Genomic DNA, 24,204 nt, shown 5'->3' with positions numbered 1-24,204 from the left:
TGTTCCCTCGAGTTTATAAGAAACCTTGAGATTTTGACCTTACTCATCACTCATAACCCATAACTAGTGGCACGAAAGTGGCACTTTATTACTAAATTGCTTGACGAAAGTAGTTGAATATATAATAATAGTAGAAGAAGTCTTAAGATGAGGTGAGTATTAGATGAATAATAAAGAAGGAAAGGGATTTGACCCTTATATTAGAATAGACTCTGTTGAAGAGGGGAGTATTGCTCAGGAGTTGGAAATTGAAGAAGGTGATAAATTAATTAAGATAAATGGTAGTAGTATTAAGGACTTTATAGATTATAAATTCTTAGTAACTGATACTTATCTAGAGGTTGAAGTCTTAAAGAAGAAAGGAGAAAGGTGGATACTAGAGATTGAAAAGGATTATGATGAACCTTTAGGGATTAGTTTTTCTGAGGTTATCTTTGATGGCTTAAAGCAGTGCCATAACAATTGTATCTTCTGCTTTGTTAAGCAGGCACCATCTAATTCTAGGAAGACATTAAATTTAAGAGATGATGATTATAGGTTCTCTTTTTTAGGAGGAAGCTATACAACACTTACAAATGTGTCTGAAAGTGAGTTTGATAGGATAAAGAGTATGAATTTAAGTCCTTTAAATATCTCTGTTCATAGCACTGACTCTGAGGTTAGAGTTAGAATGTTAAATAATAATAAGGCTGGGAGAATATTAGAACAGATTGAGGAGTTAGCTAGCTTTGGCATAGAGATGAATACACAGGTTGTTCTCTGTCCAGAAATTAATGATGGAGAGGTCTTAGAAAAGACAATTAATGATTTAGGAAAGTTTATTCCTAATGTTAAATCTTTAGCTATAGTTCCGGTAGGATTAACTAAATATAGAGAAGAATTGCATGATTTGAGGTCTTTTACTCAGCAGGAAGCTAAAAGTATAATTAATACTATCAAGAAGTGGCAAACTAAATTTAGAAATGAATTTGGTATTGATTTTGTTTATCTCTCTGATGAATTTTATTTGTTGGCTAATGAAGAGTTTCCTTCTGAAGATAGCTATGATGGTTTTCCTCAGTTGGAGAATGGTATAGGTATGGTTAGGTTATTATTAGATGAATTTAAAGCTTTAGAAGGTAATTTGCCTAAAAAGATAGATGGTGAACGTAAAGTTAGTTTATTTACTAGTGTCTTAGGTTCTAAAGCAATATTACCAATTATAAATAGCTTAAATAAAATTGAGAATTTAAAGGTTAAAGTTAATGTTGTGGAGAATAAGTACTTTGGCCCTGATGTTACAGTGACAGGGTTATTGACGGCAAGGGATATTTTGGATAAACTAAAGAGGGAGATGGATTTAGGAGATTTGGTTTTGATTCCAGAGATAACATTAAATGATGATGATCTATTTTTGGATAACATTAGTTGGGGATATTTCTCATCTGAAGTTGCAGTTGAGGTTCTTAGGGTGAAAAACGATGCTTTTGATTTAGTAAAGAAAGTTTTAGGTGAATATTTTGGAGGTGGTTATAATGGATAAAGCAGTAGTGGCAATTGTAGGTAGACCAAATGTAGGAAAATCTACACTATTTAACAGAATTGTTGGAGAGAGGATTTCGATTGTAGAAGATGAACCTAGTATTACTAGAGATAGGATTTACTCTGAGGCAGAGTGGCTAGGAAGACCTTTTACATTAATAGATACCGGTGGAATTGAACTTGATGATAAGACTAAATTAAAGGATCAAATGCGTTATCAAGCACAGATAGCTATAGAGGAAGCAGATGTAATTCTTTTTGTTGTTGATGTTAGAGCCGGCTTAACTAACAGTGATAGAGATGTGGCTAATTTCTTACGCCAATCAAATAAGCCTGTTATATTGGTAGCAAATAAGGCTGAAAATAATGATAAGGCTGAGATGGACAAGTATGATTTTTATGAATTAGGTTTTGGAGAACCTAATTTAATGTCTGCGCAACATGGTAGTAGGACTGGAGATGTCTTAGATGAGGTTGTTAAACATTTTCCTGATGTTGAAGAAGACCCCTATGGTGAGGAGACTATTAAAATTTCAGTTATTGGCAGACCTAATGTAGGGAAGTCGTCTCTAGTAAATAGAATTTTAGGACAAGAAAGAGTTATAGTAAGTGATATTGCCGGTACTACCCGTGATGCAATAGATACTCCTTTTGCTCATGAAGAGAATGATTATGTAATAATTGATACTGCAGGAATAAGAAGAAGAGGAAAAGTGGGGCGTGGTGTAGAAAAGTATAGTGTAATAAGGTCTTTAAGGGCTGTAGATAGATCAGATGTTATTCTGATGGTTGTTGATGCTACAGAAGGATTGACAGATCAGGATAAGAAGATTGCAGGTTATGCGCATGAAGAGGGTAAGGGTGTAGTTATAGTTGTTAATAAATGGGATTTAATTGAAAAAGACAATTATACTATGAATCGTTATATTGATGAGATTAGAGCAAGTGCAGGATTTTTGAATTATGCACCTATTATATTTGTTTCCGCTTTAACAGGAAAAAGGGTTTTAGAGGTATTAGATATTGTAAACTATGTAGCTGAGCAATATAATAGAAGAGTTACTACTAACTTATTAAATAGTGTAATTGAAGATGCAGTAGCTATGTTTGAGCCCCCTTCAGATAAGCATGGAAAGAGGTTGAAGATTTTTTATGCTACTCAACCTAGGGTTAAACCACCTTTGTTTATTCTTTTTGTAAATGATGCAGACTTGATGCATTTTTCTTATAAGCGATATCTGGAAAATCAAATTAGAAAGGCCTTTGGCTTTGAAGGGACACCAATAAAGCTAATTGCTAGAGAAAGGTAGATTTTGAAGGAGGATTATAGTTATGAGAGAAGTTATGGTTATGTTAATTGGATATTTGTTAGGATCTATTCCTTTTGCTCTAATAGCCGTAAGGTTGGTGAAAAAGGTTGACATTAGAGATTATGGAAGTGGTAATGTTGGTGCAACAAATGCTTTTAGGTTAATGGGCTTAAGTATGGGTATACTAGTTGCCCTATTAGATATAGGAAAGGGTTTTTTGGCTGTTTCTATCGCAAAGGTATTTTTTGCTGATCAACCATTAATTCTTTTGCTGGCTGGTATATTGTCTATTGTTGGGCATAATTGGCCTATATTCTTAAAGTTCAAAGGTGGTAAAGGGGTAGCTACTTCAGTTGGTGTTTTAATAAGTTTAGTGCCACAGGTTATCTTTATTATCTTTTTAGTTTGGCTTACCATAATCCTTACAACTCAATATGTATCTTTAGCTTCTATTGTTGGAGCAGCTTTGTTGCCTGTTTTAATTATAATCTTTGCTTTAGATGCTGTATATCTTGGTTTTGCGATATTGATATCTATCTTTGTAATTTATCGTCATATACCAAATATTAAAAGGCTATTAGCAGGAACTGAAAATAAGGTTAAGTTAAGTGATAATAGAAGTAGTAATTAAATAATTCTATAAATTTGTTTACAGGGGAGGATAGTTATGAGTGAAAAGGTTGCAGTTATTGGAGGAGGAAGTTGGGGGACGGCTTTAGCAGCTGTTTTAAATAATAATGGATATGAGGTTGTTTTAAGGGATATATCAGAAGATAAGGTTAAAGAGATTAATGATGATCATAAGAACTCTTATCTTCCAGGCATTAAGTTATCAGAGGAGATAAAGGCTACAACAGATATCAAAGAAGCAGTTAAGGGGGCTAAGGTTGTAGTAGTTGTTGTCCCCTCTCATATTGTAAGGGTAGTTGCTAAAGAATTAAAGGGGATCTTAGAGGAAGATACTATAGTTGTTAGCGCTTCTAAAGGTATAGAAGAGAATACACATCTAAGGATGTCTGAGATTTTACAAGAGGAGTTAGAGGGTAAGTTAAAGCATAATATTACGGCTTTAAGCGGACCAAGCCATGCTGAAGAGGTGATCTTAAATCATCCAACAACTATAGTTGTTGCTCATAAGAATAGAAAACTTGCTGAAAAGGTACAAGATTTATTTATGAATGATTATTTTAGAGTTTATACAAATCCTGATGCTATAGGAGTAGAGCTTGGAGCTGCAGTGAAGAATATTATTGCTATTGCTGCTGGAATATCTGCTGGTCTTGATTATGGGGATAATGCTTTGGCTGCTTTGATAACTCGAGGTATAGCTGAAGTTAAACGTTTAGGTGTTGCTATGGGAGCAGAACCAGCAACTTTTTCCGGTTTGACAGGGCTTGGAGATTTGATTGTAACTTGCGCTAGTGAACATAGCCGTAACCGTCGTTTAGGTTTTAAGGTTGGTTCTGGAAAGAAGTTAGATGAGGCATTAGCTGAAATGAAGATGGTAGCTGAAGGTGTTAGAACTGCTAAAGCTGTTCACACTTTGGCAAGTCAATTAGAAATTGAGATGCCTATTGTTGATCAAGTATATCGAATATTATTCGAAGATAAGGATCCACAACAGGCTGTTTATGATCTAATGATCCGCGGGCCAAAACATGAGATTGAGTATGTTGTTGACTGTATTGAATGGAAGGATGCCTAAGGTATAATTAAATAAAGAATAAGAAAAGCAGGGGTGTCTAGAGGGCATCTCTGCTTTTGTAATTTAAAGGATGATAAAAGTTGAATTTGCCCTTCTTATTTTTACCCTTAAGGAATATTCTTAAATATAGGTCATATATATATAGTGTGTTTAGTAAAGAGGATTAGTTTTCAAAAAGAGCAAAACTTTATTCAAATAATTTTAATCTATATTTGAATTTGAGTTGAAAAATCCATAAGTTTACTGTTGCTTATCTTTAAGCTGTGGTTTTAGTATCAGTTGACTGTCGGATAAATGCTTTTATTATTAAAGCTATTATAAAGGAGGGTAAAAATGGGTGAATTTGATATTTATAAGGATATAGCTACTAGAACAAGTGGTGATATTTATGTAGGTGTAGTTGGCCCTGTTAGAACTGGAAAGTCGACATTTATTAAAAAGTTTATGGATTTATTAGTATTACCTAATATGGAAGATGAGTATGATCGAGAGAGGACTAGAGATGAACTCCCTCAAAGTGGTGAAGGAAGAACTATTATGACCACTGAGCCTAAATTTGTTCCCAATAGGGCAACAAATATAAGTTTGGATGAAAATGTAGGTTTTAAGGTTAGACTGGTAGATTGTGTTGGTTATAAGGTTAAAGGTGCTTTAGGTTATGAAGAGGAAGAAGGGGTGAGGATGGTTACTACCCCTTGGTTTGAAGAAGCTATCCCTTTTCATAAAGCTGCCGAGATAGGAACAGAAAAAGTTATTCAGGATCATTCTACCATAGGGTTGGTAATAACTACTGATGGTTCTATTACAGATCTAGATAGGGATAGCTATAAGGAGGCTGAGGAGCGGGTTGTTAGAGAGTTAAACCAGTTAGGTAAGCCATATATCATAGCTTTGAATTCTGCTCATCCTGAGAGCGAGGAGACCAAGGAGTTGGCCCAAAGGTTAGAAGAAAAGTATGATAAGAAGGTAGTGGCAATTAATTGTGTCAAATTAACTACAGAAGATATAAACAATCTATTAAAAGAGGTTTTATATGAATTTCCTTTAAGGGAGGTAAACCTAGACCTACCTTCTTGGATTGATGAACTTGAAGATTCTCATTGGCTTAGCCAAGATATCAATAATGTTATTAATGAATCAATTCAAGATATATTTACAATTAGAGATATAAATAAGTTGGCTGATAAACTAGGTGAATGTGAACATTCAGGTCAAATATCCATATCAGATCTTAATTTAGGTAATGGAGTAGGAAATCTAGACTTTGATTTAAGAGAAGAACTTTTTTATAGTATACTAGAAGAGATGACAGACCTAGAGATTAAAGGTGAACAGCAGTTATTTAATCTTATTAAAGAGTTAAGTATAGTTAAGAAAGAATATGATCATATTTCACAGGCCCTAGAGAGAGTTAAGGATAATGGGTATGGAATAGTAAATCCTAAATTAGAGGATTTAGTCTTTGATGAGCCAGAGTTGATTAAGCGTGGAGGACATTTTGGAGTTAAATTAAGAGCTAGCGCACCTTCTATACATCTAATTAGGGCTGATATAAATACAGAAGTCTCTCCAGTTGTAGGTACAGAAAAACAGTGTGAAGAGTTAATAGAGTTCTTTGCTACTGAATTTGAAGCAAATCCAGAAGCAATCTGGGAATCAGATTTTTTAGGCAGGTCTTTACATGACTTAGTTAAAGATGGTATAGATAATAAATTGTATAGGATGCCTATTAATGCTCAAGATAAGTTACAAGATACATTACAAAAGATAGTCAATGAAGGAAGTGGAGGATTAATCTGCATTATATTATAGACTAACCGGTCTTATAGACCGGTTTTTTCTTTAAAAAATGTTTTTTTTCAAAAAAAGAAGGAATAATAAAGGATATCAAGAAATCTATTTGTGGCATAATAAACATAAGATGCTTAAATACTAAATAGGAGGTAGATTTATTATGGCAAGTAATATTACAAAAACAGATTTGGTAGATCAAGTAGCAGAAAAAACAGGAATTACTAAAAAGGATGCAAAATTAGCGTTGGATGGTGTTTTAGAAGTAATAGCTGAAAACTTAGAAAGCGAAGCTAAGAAGCCTGCGGCTGAAAGATCTAAGATTCAACTAATTGGATTTGGAAGTTTTGAGGTTCGTGATCGTAGTGCTAGAACTGGACGTAACCCTCAAACAGGTGAAGAGATGCAGATTCCTGCTAGAACTATTCCAGCTTTTAAAGCCGGAAAAGGTCTTAAAGATACTGTAAACGTAAAGTAATTAAGAAAAGATAATGAAAAAACAGAAAGGTTTAAACCTTTCTGTTTTTTCATTTGCAAATGAGTTTAAATTTAATTATAATAGTAGATAATAGGTTATCGAGAGGAAGTGAGTAAATGAGTAGTCAAACTATATTTGTTGATGGAGAGTTAGTAAAAAAGGAAGATGCAAAGATATCTGTTTTTGATCATGGATTCTTATATGGTGATGGTATTTTTGAGGGGATTCGTGCTTATAATGGAAGAGTCTTTCGCTTTGAGGAGCATCTAACCCGTTTATATGAGTCTGCTAAGGCAATTATGTTAGATATTCCAATGAGTAGAGAAGAGATGAAGGAATCAGTTTTAGAGACAATTAGGGCCAACGACCTTAGAGATGCTTATGTTCGTCTAGTAGTTTCTAGAGGTGTTGGTGACTTAGGTTTAGACCCAAATAAGTGTAAGAAAGCTACAGTTATAATCATTGCTAGTGATATTACTCTTTATCCAGAAGAGTTTTATGAGAATGGTTTAGAAGTAGTAACTGTGCCAACTAGAAGAAATATTCCTGAAGCATTAAATCCACGTATTAAGTCTTTAAATTATTTAAATAATATCCTAGCTAAGATTGAAGCCAATCGTGCTGGAGTATTAGAAGCAGTTATGCTAAATAATGAAGGATATGTTGCTGAGTGTACAGGAGATAATATCTTTATAATAAAAGATGGTGTTTTAATTACTCCTCCTACTTACATAGGTGCACTAAAGGGGATTAAACGTGGTGTAGTATTAGAAGTAGCTCCAAAGTTTGGTTTAGAGGTTAAAGAAGAGGTGTTTACTCGTCATGACCTTTATGTTGCTGATGAGTGTTTCTTAACTGGTACCGCCGCAGAGGTTATTCCAGTGGTAAAGATTGATGGTAGAGAGATTGGTGATGCTAAGCCAGGTAAGTATACTAAAGAGTTGATTGAAGAGTTTAGAACCCTTGCTAATAGTACAGGAACTTCTATATATGAAGATTAGATCTTTAAGAGCGCCCACCTTTGGTGTGCGTTCTTTTTTATGTGGGTTAATTCATCTTTGATTTGTAAATTTATAGGAATAATATCGAGCCTTCTGGTTAAAATAATTATGAAAAAATCGAAAACCAGGAGGCTAAAATAGTGATAAAGTACCCTAAAATTAATGAGTCTGTTCAAAGAATTGTTACTATACTTGCAAAATGGTTTAATTTGATTATGGTAGACTTTGATTATTCAGAATCTATTAATGTTTATTGCGAGATAGCTCCAAAGGGAAATGACTATTTAAAGGTTAGAGTATGGATAAATAAAGAAGATCAGTTGTTGATCTATGAAGATATCAATGGAGGTTTAGAACATAAAGAGTTTGTTATGGATATTGCTAAATACCTAGAAGTTGTTGGAGGATTAGATTTAGGGGAGAAGAGGATTGAGAAATGGGATAATAAGATAAAAGAGCATAAAGTAGAAGGGAAAGCTAGTGAAGCCAACTGCTTTGAATGCTGTTTTAGAATGAATCGGGGTTTTTGTGATCTGTTAAATAATTGGCAACCAAGAAAGGAAGATAATCGTCCCTGTGAATACTGGACGAAAAGAGAAGAAAACGCGATATGATTTAAAAAGATCGATACTTAGAGTTTTATATTATACCTTCTTGAATTGATTTCTATTTTCGGATATTATATAATTAAAAAGGTTAATTTATAATATATAAATAGTGAAGGAATTTATGTGAGTTTAGTTTATTTTAAACTCACATTTTATTTTTGCGTGAAAGAAAAGCCTGAAGGAGGTATAAAGATGGATTTAGCAGTAGAATTAAATGATAAACAGAAAGAAGCTGTTATAAATACTGAAGGACCGGTTCTTGTTTTAGCAGGGGCAGGAAGTGGGAAGACTAGAGCTTTAACTTACAGGATAGCTCACTTAATTGATAAGGGGATTGATCCATATAATATATTGACCTTAACCTTTACTAATAAAGCAGCTCAAGATATGAAAAGGAAGGTAAAGGAGTTAATTGGAGAAGTTCCAAAGCAACTTTGGATGGGAACTTTTCATAGTGTTTGTGTAAGAGTTATAAGTGAGAACTTAAAGGCTTTAGGTTATAAGCCTGGTTTTGTCATCTATGATCAAAATGAGAGTAAGGCTTTAATTAGTGATGTTATCTTAACTTTTAATTTAGATCCTGAGAAGTATGATCCTAAGATTGTTTTAAATATTATAAATAAGGCCAAGATGAATATGTGGTCTAAAGAGGATTTAATAGCAAATTATTTAGATGAAGGAGATGGTGATGGGAGTTATTATCAGAATATTGGAGACATATATTCAAAGTATAATGAAGTATTAAAGGAGAATAATGCCTTTGATTTTAATGACCTAATCTCTAAAACCATTGAGCTATTTGAAGCTAATAAAGATATTTTAAATAAGTATCAAAATAGGTTTGAATATCTTTTAATTGATGAGTATCAAGATACCTCTCCTTTTCAGTATAAGTTGGCTAGTATGTTATCATCTAAGCATGGAAATATTTTTGTAGTAGGTGATGATTATCAGAGTATATACAAATTTCGTGGAGCCGATATGAGTAATATACTTAACTTTAATAATGATTTCTCTGATTGTAAGGTGATTAAATTAGAGCAAAATTATCGTTCTAAAAAGAATATTATCGAAGCTTCAAATTCTTTGATTAAGCATAATTATACCCAATTTAATAAAAAGGCTTGGACTGAAAAACCAGATGGAGAGCCGATTATAATTTGTGAAGCTTATAATGAGTATAGCGAAGCCGATTATATAAGAGAAGAAATAGATAATCTAGTTAGATTTAGTGGTTATGATTATAAGGATATTGCAATTTTATATCGCTCTAATCACCAATCTAGAGTTATGGAAGATAAGTTTATAAAGGAGAGAATTCCTTACCATGTAGTAGGAGGACTTGGTTTTTATGATCGTAAGGAAATTAAGGATATTATAAGTTATCTTAAGCTTGCAGTAAATATCCAAGATACTGTAGCTATTAAGAGGATAGTAAACTCTCCTAAGCGAGGCATTGGCCCGAAGACGCTAGATAAATTAATAACTCATGCTCAGGAATATGTACCTGAATTTAACCTTTTAAGCTTTGGGCAAGAAGAAGATACTAAAGGTTTATTTGATATAATGGAAGATCCAACTGGTGTTCCTGGAATTGGCAAGAAGACAAGCAAAAATATAATGAAATTTAAGGCCACCTTAGATAATATAATAGAAGTTAAAGATATGCCTATTTCTCTAACTGATAAGGTTGATAGAATTTTAAAGATCAGTGGATATCAAGCAATGTTAGAGTTAGATGGTTCTGAAAAGTCTTTAAATAGACTGGAAAACTTAAAGGAATTTTTGGAGTTGACAAATAATTATAGCAAAAAGTATCCTAAGCGAGGTTTAGAAAACTTCGTTAGAGATTTAAAGCTATTATCTGATCAAGATGATCTTGATAATTCTAATCAGGTTAAGCTTATGACTGTCCATGCTTCTAAAGGATTAGAGTATCCTATTGTCTTTATAGTAGGTATAGAAGAGGATATATTTCCTCATTATAGAAGTATTAAGACAGGAAGGGTAGAGGATATAGAAGAGGAGCGTAGGCTTTGTTATGTAGCTATGACTAGAGCTGCTGATAGGTTGTTTATGAGTTATTCTAGACAACGTCAAGTTTATGGTGAAACAAGAACTATGACCCCATCAAGGTTCTTAGATGAGATTCCAACAGAGCTTACTTTAGAGAAGGTACATACTAGAGGAAGTGTTTAATAATTAATTGTTTTAGCAAATATTATATAGTAATAGAGCGTAGCTCTATTACTATATAATATCAGTTGAGACTTATTATAGGAAGTTAAATTGGGTATATTATCTATAAAGGGAGGATAAGAATGGAAGAGACTTTAGTTCTAATTAAGCCAGATGGAGTTTTAAATAAGAAGGTAGGAAAAATAATAAATAGGTTTGAAGATAAAGGTTTAAAGATTAAAGGGATGAAGATGGTGTGGATTGATGAAGAAATGGCAAGAAAGCATTATAATCACTTGCAGGAGAAGGTTTTTTTTGATAGGTTGTTGAAATATATAACTGAGGCTCCTGTGATAGCTATGGTTATCTGTGGCAAGGAAGCAATAGAGGTTGTTAGGACAATGGCAGGGGAAACAAATCCTTTAGATGCTCTGCCAGGGACAATTAGAGGTGATTTTGCTTTAGATATAGAGGATGGGAATATGATCCATACTTCTGATTCTAAAGAGAATGCCGAGCGTGAGAAAGAGCTATTCTTTTTAAAGGATGAGATATTTAATTATTAATTTTCTAAATAAGAAAAAGCAAGGGGCTATTTAGAATAACCACCTTGCTTTTAATATTCAATTAAAGAGCTCTTTCTACTTTTCCGGCTTTTAAACAAGATGTACAGACTTTTACTCTTTTTGGAGAACCATTAACGATAGCTTTAACTTTTTGTAAGTTGGGTCTTTGGACTTTTCTTGCAACGCCTGTTACATTACGTCCAATTCCACCTTCTTTTTTAGCTTTACCTCTACGAGTAATATTATTACCTGTAGTAGATCCTTTTCCACATATTTCACATACTCTTGCCATTAACTTGCACCTCCTTATATATATAAAGATTTGATTTTTCAATCTTAAACCACTTAAACATTTTAACATAAAAGGTAGGTAAGTAGCAAGGATAATTTTGTATTTTGTTTGTTTTAAGAAGGATTTTATTTAATTATATTGAATAGTAATCAAAGTAGGAGGAAAAAAATGAAGGTTACTAAGAAGACACCTATATCAGAAATTTTAAGGAAATATCCAGAATCTAATCGGATTTTAAAATCTTATGGGTTAGGTTGTTTTAAATGTTTAGGTTCTAACTTTGAAGATTTAGAGTCTATAGCTAAATTTAATAATTTTGATTTAGATGTATTATTAAAGGAATTTAATGATCTTGTGAATAATAATTAAAGGGGGAATATAATTATGAGGGAAGGACAAGAGTTGACAAATGAATTAGGAATGGTTAAAATATCTGAGGAAGTAATTTCAATTATATCTGGATTGGCTGCTATGGAATGTTATGGTTTAGTCGGTATGTCTAGTAAAGGGCTGCATGATGGTATTGCAAGACTTTTAGGAAGCGAAAACCTAAGTAAGGGTATTGAGGTAGAAACTACTGAGGATGGTGTTAAAGTAGAGCTTTATATTATTGTAGAGTATGGGACAAAGATATCGGAAGTGGCTAATAATGTGATTGATAGAGTTAAATATACCCTAGAAGATATGACTGGTGTTAATGTTATTGAAGTAAATATAAATGTACAAGGAGTGAGAGTGAATAATGTTACTTGATTCTTTAGAGCAAGGGATGAAGCAATTAGATGCAGCTAAATTTCACCAAATGTTATTAGTAGCTACTAATACTTTAAAAGATTTTGAAGCAGAGATCAACGATCTTAATGTGTTTCCGGTTCCTGATGGGGACACGGGGACTAATATGTACTTAACATTATCAAATGCAGTAGATGAGATTAAAGGTAAGGAAGGTGAATCTGTAGGAGATATAGCAAAGGATTTATCTAAAGGTGCTCTAATGGGTGCAAGAGGAAATTCAGGCGTTATTCTCTCTCAGTTGTTAAGAGGTCTAGCAGAAGGAATTGGTGATGCTAAAGTTTTGACATCTAAGGATTTAGCTAATGGTTTAGAAAGGGCTGCTCAAAAGGCTTATCAAGCAGTAATGAAGCCAGTTGAAGGTACTATCTTAACTGTAGCTAAGGATGTAGGTGAGAAGGCTAAGGAGTTAAGTGAAGATTTAAATGTTTTAGAGTTATTAGCTGAATCTACTAAAGAAGCAGAGAGATCTGTTCTTCGTACTCCAGAATTATTAACAACCTTAAAGGAAGCTGGTGTAGTAGATGCTGGTGGTAAGGGATATCAAATCTTTTTAGCTGGATTATTACAAGGTGCATTATCTAAGGAGGTTATTAAATTAGATAGTGTAGTTGAGAAGAGATCTAGTGGACTTAACTTAGAAAATATTGAGTCTGAATTTGGATATTGTACTGAGTTTATTGTTAAAGGGGCCAAGGTTGAAGAGATAGAGATTAGAGAAGTATTAGATAAGATGGGGGACTCTTTAATAGCTGTTAAATCTGGAGATGTTTTAAAGGTTCACATTCATACTGATAACCCAGGTTTGGCTTTGCAAGAAGGCTTAAAGCATGGGCAATTGACTAAAATTAAAATTGATAATATGTCCGAACAGCATGAAGAAAGATTGACTCAGGAGATTCAAGATGATAAAGAAGAGGTTGTTGATGATGGTTCTTTAGCTGTATTAGCAGTAGCAGCTGGCGAAGGACTAGCTGATGTATTTAGAAAGTTAGGGGCTAAGCATGTTATACAAGGTGGGCAATCTATGAACCCAAGTATTCAAGATATCTTAAATGGGATCCAAGCGATCAACTCTTCTAAAATCATAATTTTACCTAATAATAAGAATGTTATTGCAACAGCTGAACAGGTTAAAGAAATTTCAGATAAAGACATTGCAGTTATTCCTACAAAGACTATACCTCAAGGTGTAACTACTATGATGGTATTCAATCCTGAGGGTGAGCTTGCGGAAGTAAGTGAAGATATGAAAGAAGAGATGGAATTTGTTAAGACTGGTGAGATTACTTATGCAGTTAGAGACACTAAGATAAATGATTTAGATATAATTAAAGGTGACATTTTGGGCTTAGCTGAAGGTGATATTAAGGTTGTTTCTTCTAATTACAATGAAGCTACTGTTGAATTGTTAGATAAAATATTATCTGAAGATGATTCTTTAATTACAATTTATTCTGGAGAAGATGTAAGTGAGGATGAAAGAGAAGGTTTACTGGCTCAAATTGAAGAAAAATATCCAGATTTAGATGTTGACTTTTATAATGGTGGTCAGCCAATTTATTATTATATTATTTCAGTAGAGTAGAGGTGTTAAATTATGGCAAGGGTAGCTTTAGTTATAGATAGTACTTCAGATTTAAGTTTGAAGACTTTGGAGGAAAATAATATTTATATGATCCCATTAAGAGTTAGGTTAGGTGATCGAGAGTATGTTGATAGGGTTGAGATTAAACCTACAGAGTTTTTAAATAAGATTGAAAAGATTGAGAGTGCTGAAGATTTACCTGTTACTTCTCAACCGGCAATTGGTGAATTTGTTGAATTATATAAGGAATTATCTAATGATTATGATATTATTATTTCTTTGCATCTTTCTGAAAAGTTTAGTGGGGCGGTTAAAACAGCTAGATTGGCTGCTAATATGGTAAGTGATGTAGATGTTAGAGTAGTTGATTCTAATTTGGTTACCCTTCCACTAGGAGTAATGGCTTTGGAAGTGGCTGATAAGATTAAAGAGGGTAAAGATATAGATTATATTATAAATTATATTGATGAGTTAAAGGATATAATAAAAATATACTTTACAATTGATGATTTAGATTACTTAGAAAAGGGTGGAAGAATAGGTAAGGCTACTGCGTTATTAGGTAGTTTGTTTAATGTAAAACCTATGTTGACTATAGATAATGGAGAAATTGTTCCTTATAGAAAGATTAGAGGAGAAAAGAGGCTTTATAAAATCTTTAAAGATTTAGTAGCTAAAGAATTAGATGGGCAAAAAGGTAAGAAGTTAGTTATTTTATATGGTAAGTACTTGGACAAAGCAAATGAATTAAAGAGAATTTTAGTTGAAGAGTTTGAGTGGGAAGAGGTTGAAATGGTACAATTTGGTTCAGTTGTAGGGGCACATATCGGGCCAACCCCTTTTGGTATGGTGTTTTATAAATAAAAAAGGGTTAGTTGGGTATTCCTAATACTAATAATTTAGTGTTAGGAATTTTTTTTAGAGGGCAGGAAGTTAGTGATCAAAATCAAAAAATTTACCACTAATGAACACGAATCGTCACGAATGAAAGATTAAAAATATTTTGAATTATACTAGTGCTAATTCGCGTTTATTAGTGGTTTCAAAGGGTTTTGGACTTGTATTTTTTAGTTTTTAAAAGCTACGTTTTATTACTATAATTTTAGATTCTTGCGAGGGTGAGGTGAAATAGGTGGGTAGCAGATTAGAAGATATCTTTGATAAGGTGGTTAAGCCTATACCGATAGAAATTAAGCTTAGGGGGCTAAATACAGCTGTCTTTGGTGGTTTTGATACATATATCTTAAGTTGGACAAAGAAGCTGGAGGAGGAGGCTAATGAGGATAAGATCAAGTCTTTATCTTCTAAACTTCATCAATTATTTGAGGGGTATGGGGGAACTACTTTAGATGATAGGCATAGCAGATTAAAGAGATCTTTAGATATAGTTAATGATTTAGCACAAGAGATTAAAGGAAGAGATATTTTCTTGTTAAAGGATGGAAGATTAAAGGTAATAAAGGATTCTAAGTCTAAAGATGAAGTTAGAGAGAAGAGTATACCTAAAGAAGGGCTTACTTCTATTGGAGGTGGAGCTAATAATAAGGGCTCTGAATTAAAGGAGAATAAAGCTAAGAGAAGGTCTAAAGATTTGGAATATTTTTGGCAAAGTTCTATAAAGTATATTAAAGGGGTAGGAGAGTATTGGGCTAAGAGGTTAAAGTCTTTGGGTATAGAAGAGGTTAAAGATCTTTTGTATTATTTTCCAAGGGATTATAATGATTGGAGTCAATGTAAGAAGATAAGGGATCTAAGTAACGGGGCCAAAGTTACAGTAGAGGGTAAGGTAGTTAGTATAAATCAAATTAGTCCTCGGCGTGGTATGGATATTATAAAGGTGGGGATAAATGATGGTACTGGTACCCTTTATGGTGTTTGGTTTAATCAAAAATATATCAAGAAGATCTTTAAGAAGGGCCAATCTTATCTCTTTAGTGGAGAGGTTAAGTTTAGCTATGGAAACTTTGAGATAAATAATCCTCACTATGAAGAGGTTGATTTTAATGGTAGTTTACATACTGCAAGGATAGTTCCAATTTATCCAACTAAGAAGGGGATAAATCAAAAGAGGTTAAGGAGAATAATAAGAAATACTTTGGATAAATATAAGGGGAGTATTGGTGAGGTATTACCTTCATTTATTATGGATAAGTATAACTTTGCAACCTTAGATAAAGCCCTTGAAGGGATTCATTTTCCAGAGGATAAGAAGTTATTAAGGAAGGTTAGGGGAAGGTTTGCTTATGAAGAGTTATTTCTTCTCCAACTTATTTTGGCTTTGAGAAAGCAAGGATCACAGTCAGAGGATTTAGGAATTGCTCATCCTAAGGAGAATAGCTTGGTTGATGATTTCTTAGCTTCCTTACACTTTGAGTTGACTGGTGCTCAGCAGAGGGTCTGGAAGGATATAAGAAAGGATATGGAGTCGGAGTATAATATGAATAGGCTTTTACAGGGGGATGTAGGAGCTGGTAAGACTATAGTTGCAACTTTGGCCCTTCTAAAATCAGTAGAAGGTGGGTTTCAAGGTGCTATGATGGCTCCAACTGAGATTTTGGCTGAACAGCATTATTTAGGCTTGAAGGAAGAGTTAAAACCTTTTGATATAGAGGTAGGACTTTTAGTAGGTAGCTTGAAGGCTAAGGAGAAGAGAGAGCTTTTGGCCCAAATTGAGGGGGGAGAAGTTGATATTGTTGTAGGAACCCATGCCTTAATTCAAGAGGGGATAAACTTTTCTAATTTAGGTGTAGCTATTGTTGATGAGCAACATCGCTTTGGGGTAAGGCAAAGGGCTACTTTACAGGAAAAGGGTACTAACCCAGACGTCTTGGTTATGACTGCAACACCGATCCCTAGAACCCTAGCTTTGACCTTGTATGGTGATCTTGATGTATCGGTAATCGATGAACTACCACCAGGGAGAAAGCCAGTTTTGACAGAATGGCGAGGGGCCAAAGCCAAAGGAGAGATTTATTCTTTTGTTAGAAAGGAGATAGAGAAGGGGCGACAGGCTTATGTAGTATGCCCATTGGTAGAAGAGTCAGAGAGTTTGGATATTGAGTCGGCAACTGAGTTATCTGCTTATTTACAAGAAGATGTATTTAATGACTTTAAGGTGGGTCTTCTTCATGGTAAGATGAAGGCTAATGAGAAAGAAGAAATAATGGAGAAGTTTAGAGAAAATCAGATTAACATTTTAGTATCTACTACGGTAATTGAGGTTGGTGTAAATATACCTAATGCTTCAGTAATGGTTATTGAAGATGCTCAGCGCTTTGGGTTGGCCCAGCTTCATCAGCTTAGGGGAAGGGTAGGTAGAGGTAAATATCAATCTTATTGTATTTTAATTGCTGATCCTACTACTGATGAAGGTAAGGAAAGGATGAAGATTATGACAAAGTCTACTGATGGCTTTGTTATTGCCGAAGAAGATCTTCATTTAAGAGGTCCAGGTGAGTTCTTTGGAACTCGTCAGCATGGGATGCCTGATTTGAAGGTTGCTGATATATTAAGAGACCACAAGATATTAGAAAAAGCAAGAGAGGATGCCTTTAAGTTGGTAGAGGATGATCCAGACTTTAATAAAGAGGAGAATCAGATACTTAAGGATATTCTAGTTAAAAATTATAATTATGATTTTGATCTTTTAGATATAAGCTAAAAGAGCAGAGCACAAAGCACAAATTGGCGCTAGCCCAATTTGTTCCTAGGAAGGGGTTTAAGATGAGAATTATTGCAGGAAGAGATAAGGGAAGAAGGTTGAAGTCTTTAGATAGAAGGGATGTTAGGCCGACAAGTGATCGAACTAAGGAGGCTATCTTTAATATTCTCGGGCCAATTGTTAGTGGTACTCGCTTTTTAGATCTTTATTCTGGTTTTGGTGGGATTGGAATCGAGGCTTTAAGTAGGGGAGCAGAGGAAGTAATCTGCGTTGAAAAGGATAGGAGAAATTTAAAGGTTATAGAAGAGAATTTATCTATGGTAGGTTATGAAGATAGGAGTAGGGTAGTAGGATCTGATGTTTTAAAGGCTCTTGGACGAATTAGTCCTGACTTTGATATAATCTTTATGGATCCTCCTTATGGACAAGAGGATCTTTATCTAGAAACTTTAAAGGGTATATTAGATTATAAATTATTACATCCTACAGGAATATTGGTAGTTGAGTATGATTCTAAGAAGGAACCTCCATTGGTGGAGGGTTATGAGTTGATTAAGAAGAAGAAGTATGGGAAATCTGGAGTATTATTAATGCGCTATAATAGGAAGGGGTTAGAAGAAAAGTGAGAAGGATAGCTGTTTATCCAGGAAGCTTTGATCCGGTTACTATGGGCCATTTAGATATTATTGAAAGGGCCAATAGAATCTTTGATAAAGTAATTGTAGCTGTATTTCATAATCCAAATAAAGATCCTCTCTTTACTATGGAGGAGAGGGTAGATATGTTAGGAAAGGTATTGCAGGACTTTGATGGGGTTGAGGTTGATAGCTTTCAAGGTCTTTTAACTGATTATCTTAAGCAAAAGGGTGCGGGTGTTATGATCAGAGGGCTAAGGGCTGTCTCTGATTTTGAGGCAGAGCTACAGATGGCATCTATGAATAAGAAGTTGGCCCCTGAACTTGAGACTGTCTTTATGATGACTAATACTAAATATGCTTATTTGAGTTCTAGCTTGATCAAAGAGGTTGCTAGTTTTAGAGGGTGTATAAAAGAACTAGTGCCAGATGATATTGTTCCTAAGGTAATTGAGCGTTTAAAAGAGAAGGGTAAACTAATAGATAAAGAAGAGTGCTAGGGTAGATTCTGCCCAGCACTCTTCTTTATTTAAATTTCTTTGGATAATTATTTTAGTTCTTGTTTTAGCTCTTTAGTAATTCGTTTAACCCCAACTCTCTTGCTAACTTTTAAGGCTTTTTCAAAGTTATCTAAGGCCCTTCTTTTTTTGTCTAGTTTTAGATATATCTCAGCGATATATCTATAAGTTCTAGCATGACGGTATTTAACTGATCTAATACCTTCAGTTTTTAGTAAGAGCTTAAACTTATTTAATGCTGAATTTAATTGATCTTCTTTAAGTTCATCTAGCTCCTTTTTATGAACTTTCTCTAAATCATCAAAGAGTTGATAAGGGTCATCGATATTTACTTCTTCTTCACTTATTTCATTTTTGCTCTTATCTGTTTTATCTTCTTCAAAGACCCTTGTATCTTCTATTAATTCTCCTGTAAAGTTATATTTGCAAAATCCTTTATCTCTATAGTCTAGTGTTAGTGTATTCTCCTTTATATCTAGGTTGTACTCTGCTGGATAGTCAGGTAATTTATCAGACCAAGCTAGTCTTCCTTCTGCTAGATTAAAGAAGAGAAGCAGTTTAGAATGGTCTTCGTATTTACTTTTATGAGTTTGGCACAGTGCCCAAGTTCCATCCTCTGAGATTAAATTTGTATAGATATTTGCCTTAAGTTCTTTTCTAATTATTGGGCGATTATGTTTATCAAAGGCAGAAAACAAAGCCAAAAGGTTACTTGAAACCCCCCAACTGCTAATGATGAAGTTACCATTGTTTGCTACTAGGCAACTTTTAGGTCTGTTTATCTTGCCTTTGGCGATTAATTGACTTTCTTCTAAAAGTACATAATCATTTCTAGGATACTCACTATAAGCAATTGTATATATAGAGTTAGGAGATTTAGAGAATTCTCCAAAAAAGTCTATATTATTTATATCAATAAAGTTCCCATGATAAGTAATATTATTAAAGTATTTAGATTTATTTTTTTTGCTCTTCTTTTCTTTATCCTTATCCTTTTTTTCTTCATTAACTTCATTAATAGTTTTTCTTGTTTTATTATTTATAGAAGCTTTCTTTTTAAATTTAAGTATAAGGATAGGAGTTATTATTGCTAGTGTTAAGCTCAAAATTATTAAACCAAGCATGTAAATACCTCCTATATTTTTGCTTTTTTAAGACTTAAGAGTATCAGATATTTTTTTAAAAATAATTATACCACCAATATATATATTATCTAAAATTTTGATATTTTTCAACCAATATTGTCATATTTTATTATAGAGTTCTTATCTTAAGCTATTTTAGAGATTGAATTTTCATATTATTTGATACTCTTTTGATAGATAGTGGTGTATATTAGTCGCCTATTACTTTGAATGATGAAAACCTATAAATTTAATTTTTTGGCTAAAGTAGATTGTCAAAGATGTAGCAGTTAAAAACCCAACTATCAATAAGAAACCTATCCACATCTTAGAGATATGATCCCAATAACTGATAACATAGTTAAAACTCTCTGGGCTATCTGTAATTGGAGTAATTAAGGTAGATAATGTAGACTCTAAGGGTTTAAAGGTTAAAAAGGTTATTAGACTGGCTAAGACTCCATGAAAGACTCTAGCGATAATATAAGGTTTCATTCTTAAATCTGTACCCTTTATCATACTAGCAACTTGAGCATGAACTGATAATCCACTCCAAGCAATTATCCCGCTGGCAACAATTATTTGCTGATTTAAAGGAGCAATAGATTGGCTAGCTAGATGGGATCCGTTAGTTATCTCAAAGAGTCCACTGACCATAGGTAAAACTAAAGATTGATCTAGGTTTAAAGGATCTAGAATGAAGGTTATAACTATTGTAACTAGATTTGTAATTCCTACTAAAGTTATTACTTCAGTTAGAACTGAAAATAGTATTATATATCCTCCTATTAATAAGAGTGTATTGATTGATTCTTTGATTGAATCACCAATCAATTCACCTAACCCTCTATTATCCCTTCTGCGTGCTTGATAAAGGTCATTAAAAGCTTTGGTAAAAATATTCGTATTTGGGTTGGAATCTGTTACTTTGTCTTGATTATTAACTTTAGGGTTATAGAATCTAAGTCCAAGACCGACTATTAAACAAGAGATGTAATGGGCCAACGCCAAGGTGGCACCTAAGGCTGCATTACCAAACATACCAACTGCAACAGCACCTATCATAAACAAAGGATCAGCTGTGTTAGTAAAAGATAGCAATCTCTCCCCTTCAGCTTGAGTGCATAAACGTTCTCTTCTTAGATTTCCGGTGATTTTGGCCCCAATTGGATAGCCAGAGGCTAGCCCCATTGCCATAGCAAAGGCACCAACACCAGGTACTTTAAAGACAGGTTTCATTAAAGGTTCTAATAAAGCTCCCATAAAATGGACTACACCTAGACCCATAAGAATCTCAGACATAATAAAGAAGGGAAGAAGGGCTGGAAATACTATCTCCCACCAGGTATGTAATCCTTGTACTGCTGCTTCAAAGGCTTGCTCAGAGAAGATAATTAAAGCCACAGTAAATAATATAGCTATAAGAGCTTTTGTATTTATCAACTTTTTATTTATTTCATCTTTCAATATAGGACCTCCTTTTTAAAAATAGTCTCTATTTAATAATATTTTAATAGCTTAACTATTATTACTTTTTGGAGGATAAGAATAATTGAATCCTCTAATGAAGAGGCTTTAATCAATTTAAGATAGGAAATATTGTAGGGAAATTTCTATGTTTAAAAACACAGAAATCTCCATTAATTAGAAACAATAATAATTATAGAGGTTATTTTACTTTTTTATTAATATTATTTATGAACGTGCTTTTAATTCACCCAATTTAAAAATGAGGAGACTCTATATAAAAATTATTATTGACACACCTTATATAAAGTGTTAAACTATTGATAATAAAATTAAAAAACATCAAGAGTAGTGGAGGGATAGGCCCTATGAAGCTCGGCAACCACCCTAGATAAGGGAAAGGTGCTAATTCCTACAAGGATAGCCTTGAGAGATGTAATTGCAGTAGATGATCTCTCCTTGTGGAGAGATTTTATTTTTATTATAAGGAAGAATATTTAATTAATATCCAAAGAAGGTTATTCTAAAATATTAAAATAAGCAATTATATAAATGGAGGTAATAATATGGGTAAGCGATACTTATTTACATCAGAATCAGTAACAGAAGGGCATCCAGATAAGCTGGCAGATCAAATTTCAGATGCTATTTTGGATGAGATTTTAAGAGATGATCCTGAAGCTAGGGTAGCCTGTGAGACTACTGTAACTACAGGGATGGTTTTAATAGCTGGAGAGATTACTACAGATTGCTACGTTGATATACCTAAGATAGCTAGAAAGACTATAAAGGATATTGGCTATACTAGGGCCAAATATGGTTTCGATAGTACTACTTGTGCAGTTTTAACATCTATTGATGAGCAGTCTCCAGATATTGCTCAAGGTGTTGATGAGGCATTAGAGGTTAAAGAGGGTAAGAAAGAAGAGGATATTGGAGCTGGTGATCAAGGGTTGATGTTTGGTTATGCTAGCAATGAAACTAAAGAGTTGATGCCTTTGCCGATTACTTTGGCTCATAAGCTTTCTAGAAGGTTGGCCCAAGTAAGAAAAGAAGGAGTATTAGATTATTTAAGACCAGATGGTAAGACTCAGGTAACTGTTGAATATGAGGACGATAAGCCACTTAGGGTAGATGCTATTGTAATTTCTACTCAGCATCATCCAGAAGTCAGTTTAGAAGAGATTAGAAAGGATATAATAGAGGTTGTCGTTAAACCAGTCATCAATTCAGAACTTTTAGATGATGAGACTACTTATTTTATTAACCCAACTGGTCGTTTTGTAATTGGAGGGCCACAAGGTGATGCTGGATTAACAGGCCGTAAGATTATAGTTGATACCTATGGTGGAATGGCACGTCATGGTGGAGGAGCCTTCTCAGGTAAGGATGCCACTAAGGTGGATCGTTCTGCAGCTTATGCTGCTAGATATGTAGCTAAGAATATAGTTGCAGCAGGGTTGGCTGATAAGTGTGAAGTACAGTTATCTTATGCTATTGGTGTAGCCAAGCCAGTATCTATTATGGTTGATACCTTTGGTACTGCCAAAGTAGAAGAGAGTAAGATTGAGGAGTTAATAAATAAACACTTTGATTTAAGACCAAGTAAGATTATTGAAGTATTAAATTTGAGAAGACCTATCTATCGTCAAGTTGCAGCTTATGGACATTTTGGAAGAAATGATTTAGACCTTCCTTGGGAGAGAACTGATAAAGCAGATTTATTAAAAGAAGAATCAGGTTTATAATACTAAAAGGTTGTGGATATTAATATCCACAACCTTTTAGTATATTTAAATTCTTTCATACTCTATTACTATTTCAAAGGAATTTGAACTTTCTTTACTATAAAGTTTGATTAAAGTATTAGATTTCTCCCAGGTTACTTTGAGGTTAATAAGATCTTCTTTTTTAGCATCTCCGTATTCATCAGTAAGTCTTTCTAAGAAATCTAGATAATGGCTTTTAAATAGATATTGATCGTCATATGGGATTATATACTCAATCTTATTTAATCTCTCTTCTTTATCAAAAAAGTAATTTAAACTTAATTTATAACCTTCTAAATCAAAATTATATCTCAATTTTGATTTATTACCTTCAACTAAAGTTAAAGGTTCAGAATTTATGATTTCAACCCTCTTTGTATTCCAAGGTCTTAATCTTAAGTTATAAGGTGTTTCTAGATTATCAACATTAGATTCCAATTTTTTATTTGTTTTTTTTATTTCCATGAAATCATCTTCATTTACATAGGGGTTAATTTTAAGATAATCTAAGTAGTTATTGCCAGAATTATCTCGTATTTTAGGATCAGAGACCTCTAATAATCGCTTAATTATATCTAAATCATTATTAGATATAGATGCCCAGATTAAGGCTGTTCTACCTTTAAGATCTACAGTGTTAGGATCTGCTCCAGACTCAATTAATATATCTATGATCTTAGGATCTTCATTTGATACTCCATGCATCAATGGGGTCATACTAGAAAAGTCTTCTTCGTTTATGTTAGCTCCACCTTCAATTAAAGTTTTTAGGATATGGTGGTTATTATATTTAGCAGCAAAGATTAATGGTGTCTTACCCTCATTATATGACCAAGTGTTGGGGTTGGCTCCGTTTCTTAATAAACTATCAATGACTTGGTGGTTTATATTGTATTTAGCAGCATACATTAAAGGGGTAAGACCTTCTCTGTCCCTCATATCTACTCTAGCTTCATTTTTTACCAAGAGATCAATTATTTGAGGATTATTATTAAATTTAGCTGCCCAGATTAAAGGAAATCTGCCCTTGATATCATATTTATTGATATCATCTTTATCATTGCTTAAAGCACTCTCTCCCTCGTTTAGAGAGTAGAAGCTCCAGTCTACAGTAGAGGCTAAGGTTAGACCGTTTATACTTATTATTAGTTTAAATAAAATTATACTGGTTATAAGAGTTTTGTTCATTGTTGTGCGTCA

At 33.5% G+C, this 24,204-nt stretch carries 22 protein-coding genes and 1 riboswitch; of the genes, 18 read left to right on the top strand and 4 right to left on the bottom strand.

The features are described from left to right. The first annotated feature begins 163 nt into the window (after positions 1-163). The 10 genes from HALSAC_RS0104030 (at position 164) to ndk (ending at position 11,158) form a co-directional block, all read left to right on the top strand. The gene (locus HALSAC_RS0104030) at positions 164-1,522 is read left to right on the top strand and encodes a DUF512 domain-containing protein (RefSeq protein ID WP_027339182.1); all 1,359 of its coding nucleotides are present in this window, start codon (positions 164-166) and stop codon (positions 1,520-1,522) included. Then, complete coding sequence (gene der / locus HALSAC_RS0104025; protein WP_027339181.1) at positions 1,515-2,831, top strand: ribosome biogenesis GTPase Der; 1,317 nt, start codon at positions 1,515-1,517, stop codon at positions 2,829-2,831. The genes HALSAC_RS0104030 and der overlap by 8 nt, the downstream gene beginning before the upstream one ends. A 22-nt stretch (positions 2,832-2,853) precedes the next feature. Then, the gene (plsY, locus tag HALSAC_RS0104020; RefSeq protein ID WP_027339180.1) at positions 2,854-3,462 is read left to right on the top strand and encodes a glycerol-3-phosphate 1-O-acyltransferase PlsY; all 609 of its coding nucleotides are present in this window, start codon (positions 2,854-2,856) and stop codon (positions 3,460-3,462) included. Between the two features lie 36 nt (positions 3,463-3,498). Further along, positions 3,499-4,536 carry an NAD(P)H-dependent glycerol-3-phosphate dehydrogenase gene (locus HALSAC_RS0104015; RefSeq protein WP_027339179.1) on the top strand — a complete coding sequence of 346 codons (1,038 nt, stop codon included), beginning with the start codon at positions 3,499-3,501 and terminating at the stop codon, positions 4,534-4,536. 333 nt (positions 4,537-4,869) lie between these two features. Next, positions 4,870-6,348 carry a stage IV sporulation protein A gene (spoIVA, locus tag HALSAC_RS0104010; protein WP_027339178.1) on the top strand — a complete coding sequence of 493 codons (1,479 nt, stop codon included), beginning with the start codon at positions 4,870-4,872 and terminating at the stop codon, positions 6,346-6,348. 142 nt (positions 6,349-6,490) lie between these two features. Then, a complete protein-coding gene (locus HALSAC_RS0104005) occupies positions 6,491-6,805 on the top strand; it encodes an HU family DNA-binding protein (protein ID WP_051412069.1) in 315 nt (104 codons plus the stop codon). Between the two features lie 116 nt (positions 6,806-6,921). Then, positions 6,922-7,806, top strand: a complete 885-nt coding sequence (ilvE, locus tag HALSAC_RS0104000; protein WP_027339176.1) for a branched-chain-amino-acid transaminase — start codon at positions 6,922-6,924, stop codon at positions 7,804-7,806. Positions 7,807-7,946: 140 nt separating this feature from the next. Further along, positions 7,947-8,420, top strand: a complete 474-nt coding sequence (locus tag HALSAC_RS0103995; RefSeq protein ID WP_027339175.1) for a hypothetical protein — start codon at positions 7,947-7,949, stop codon at positions 8,418-8,420. A 186-nt stretch (positions 8,421-8,606) separates the two neighbouring features. Further along, positions 8,607-10,613, top strand: a complete 2,007-nt coding sequence (locus HALSAC_RS14995) for an ATP-dependent helicase (protein ID WP_035571264.1) — start codon at positions 8,607-8,609, stop codon at positions 10,611-10,613. Positions 10,614-10,735: 122 nt separating this feature from the next. Beyond that, positions 10,736-11,158: a nucleoside-diphosphate kinase gene (gene ndk / locus HALSAC_RS0103985; RefSeq protein ID WP_027339174.1), complete on the top strand. Its 423-nt coding sequence runs from the start codon at positions 10,736-10,738 to the stop codon at positions 11,156-11,158. Between the two features lie 61 nt (positions 11,159-11,219). Here ndk and rpmB read toward each other — a convergent pair whose 3' ends face one another. Further along, complete coding sequence (gene rpmB / locus HALSAC_RS0103980) at positions 11,220-11,450, bottom strand: 50S ribosomal protein L28 (RefSeq protein WP_027339173.1); 231 nt, start codon at positions 11,448-11,450, stop codon at positions 11,220-11,222. A 168-nt stretch (positions 11,451-11,618) separates the two neighbouring features. On the opposite strand from rpmB, the gene HALSAC_RS0103975 reads away from it, so the two are divergent. The 7 genes from HALSAC_RS0103975 (at position 11,619) to coaD (ending at position 18,626) form a co-directional block, all read left to right on the top strand. Continuing rightward, entirely contained in the window at positions 11,619-11,819 is a 201-nt protein-coding gene (locus HALSAC_RS0103975) for a DUF1858 domain-containing protein (protein WP_027339172.1), read from the top strand. Between the two features lie 15 nt (positions 11,820-11,834). Next, entirely contained in the window at positions 11,835-12,203 is a 369-nt protein-coding gene (locus HALSAC_RS0103970) for an Asp23/Gls24 family envelope stress response protein (RefSeq protein WP_027339171.1), read from the top strand. Beyond that, positions 12,193-13,830 carry a DAK2 domain-containing protein gene (locus tag HALSAC_RS0103965; RefSeq protein WP_027339170.1) on the top strand — a complete coding sequence of 546 codons (1,638 nt, stop codon included), beginning with the start codon at positions 12,193-12,195 and terminating at the stop codon, positions 13,828-13,830. Before HALSAC_RS0103970 ends, HALSAC_RS0103965 begins: the two co-directional genes overlap by 11 nt. Positions 13,831-13,842: 12 nt before the next feature. After that, positions 13,843-14,694 carry a DegV family protein gene (locus HALSAC_RS0103960; protein WP_027339169.1) on the top strand — a complete coding sequence of 284 codons (852 nt, stop codon included), beginning with the start codon at positions 13,843-13,845 and terminating at the stop codon, positions 14,692-14,694. 268 nt (positions 14,695-14,962) lie between these two features. After that, a complete protein-coding gene (gene recG / locus HALSAC_RS0103955) occupies positions 14,963-17,491 on the top strand; it encodes an ATP-dependent DNA helicase RecG (RefSeq protein ID WP_084804318.1) in 2,529 nt (842 codons plus the stop codon). Positions 17,492-17,514: 23 nt separating this feature from the next. Next, positions 17,515-18,117 (top strand): 16S rRNA (guanine(966)-N(2))-methyltransferase RsmD, encoded by a 603-nt coding sequence (gene rsmD, locus HALSAC_RS0103950; protein ID WP_281172325.1) that lies wholly within the window; start codon positions 17,515-17,517, stop codon positions 18,115-18,117. Next, positions 18,114-18,626 carry a pantetheine-phosphate adenylyltransferase gene (coaD, locus tag HALSAC_RS0103945; RefSeq protein ID WP_027339166.1) on the top strand — a complete coding sequence of 171 codons (513 nt, stop codon included), beginning with the start codon at positions 18,114-18,116 and terminating at the stop codon, positions 18,624-18,626. Before rsmD ends, coaD begins: the two co-directional genes overlap by 4 nt. Positions 18,627-18,673: 47 nt before the next feature. On the opposite strand, the gene HALSAC_RS0103940 is transcribed toward coaD, so the two are convergent. Together HALSAC_RS0103940 and ylbJ are read right to left on the bottom strand one after the other, a co-directional pair. Continuing rightward, positions 18,674-19,768 carry a hypothetical protein gene (locus HALSAC_RS0103940; RefSeq protein ID WP_027339165.1) on the bottom strand — a complete coding sequence of 365 codons (1,095 nt, stop codon included), beginning with the start codon at positions 19,766-19,768 and terminating at the stop codon, positions 18,674-18,676. A gap of 222 nt (positions 19,769-19,990) precedes the next feature. Further along, positions 19,991-21,235: a sporulation integral membrane protein YlbJ gene (ylbJ, locus tag HALSAC_RS0103935; protein ID WP_211231300.1), complete on the bottom strand. Its 1,245-nt coding sequence runs from the start codon at positions 21,233-21,235 to the stop codon at positions 19,991-19,993. 336 nt (positions 21,236-21,571) lie between these two features. Beyond that, positions 21,572-21,675, top strand: a riboswitch (SAM riboswitch). Between the two features lie 126 nt (positions 21,676-21,801). Here ylbJ and metK point away from each other — a divergent pair. Continuing rightward, positions 21,802-22,983: a methionine adenosyltransferase gene (gene metK, locus HALSAC_RS0103930; RefSeq protein ID WP_027339163.1), complete on the top strand. Its 1,182-nt coding sequence runs from the start codon at positions 21,802-21,804 to the stop codon at positions 22,981-22,983. Between the two features lie 45 nt (positions 22,984-23,028). Here metK and HALSAC_RS0103925 read toward each other — a convergent pair whose 3' ends face one another. Continuing rightward, the gene (locus tag HALSAC_RS0103925) at positions 23,029-24,192 is read right to left on the bottom strand and encodes an ankyrin repeat domain-containing protein (protein WP_027339162.1); all 1,164 of its coding nucleotides are present in this window, start codon (positions 24,190-24,192) and stop codon (positions 23,029-23,031) included. Positions 24,193-24,204: the final 12 nt, after the last annotated feature.

It is taken from the genome of Halonatronum saccharophilum DSM 13868 (genome assembly GCF_000517025.1).
In the GTDB taxonomy this organism is placed as follows: Bacteria; Bacillota; Halanaerobiia; order Halobacteroidales; family Halobacteroidaceae; genus Halonatronum; species Halonatronum saccharophilum.
Note: the sequence above shows the minus strand (reverse complement) of the source record. Positions and strands in the feature narration are given on the sequence as shown.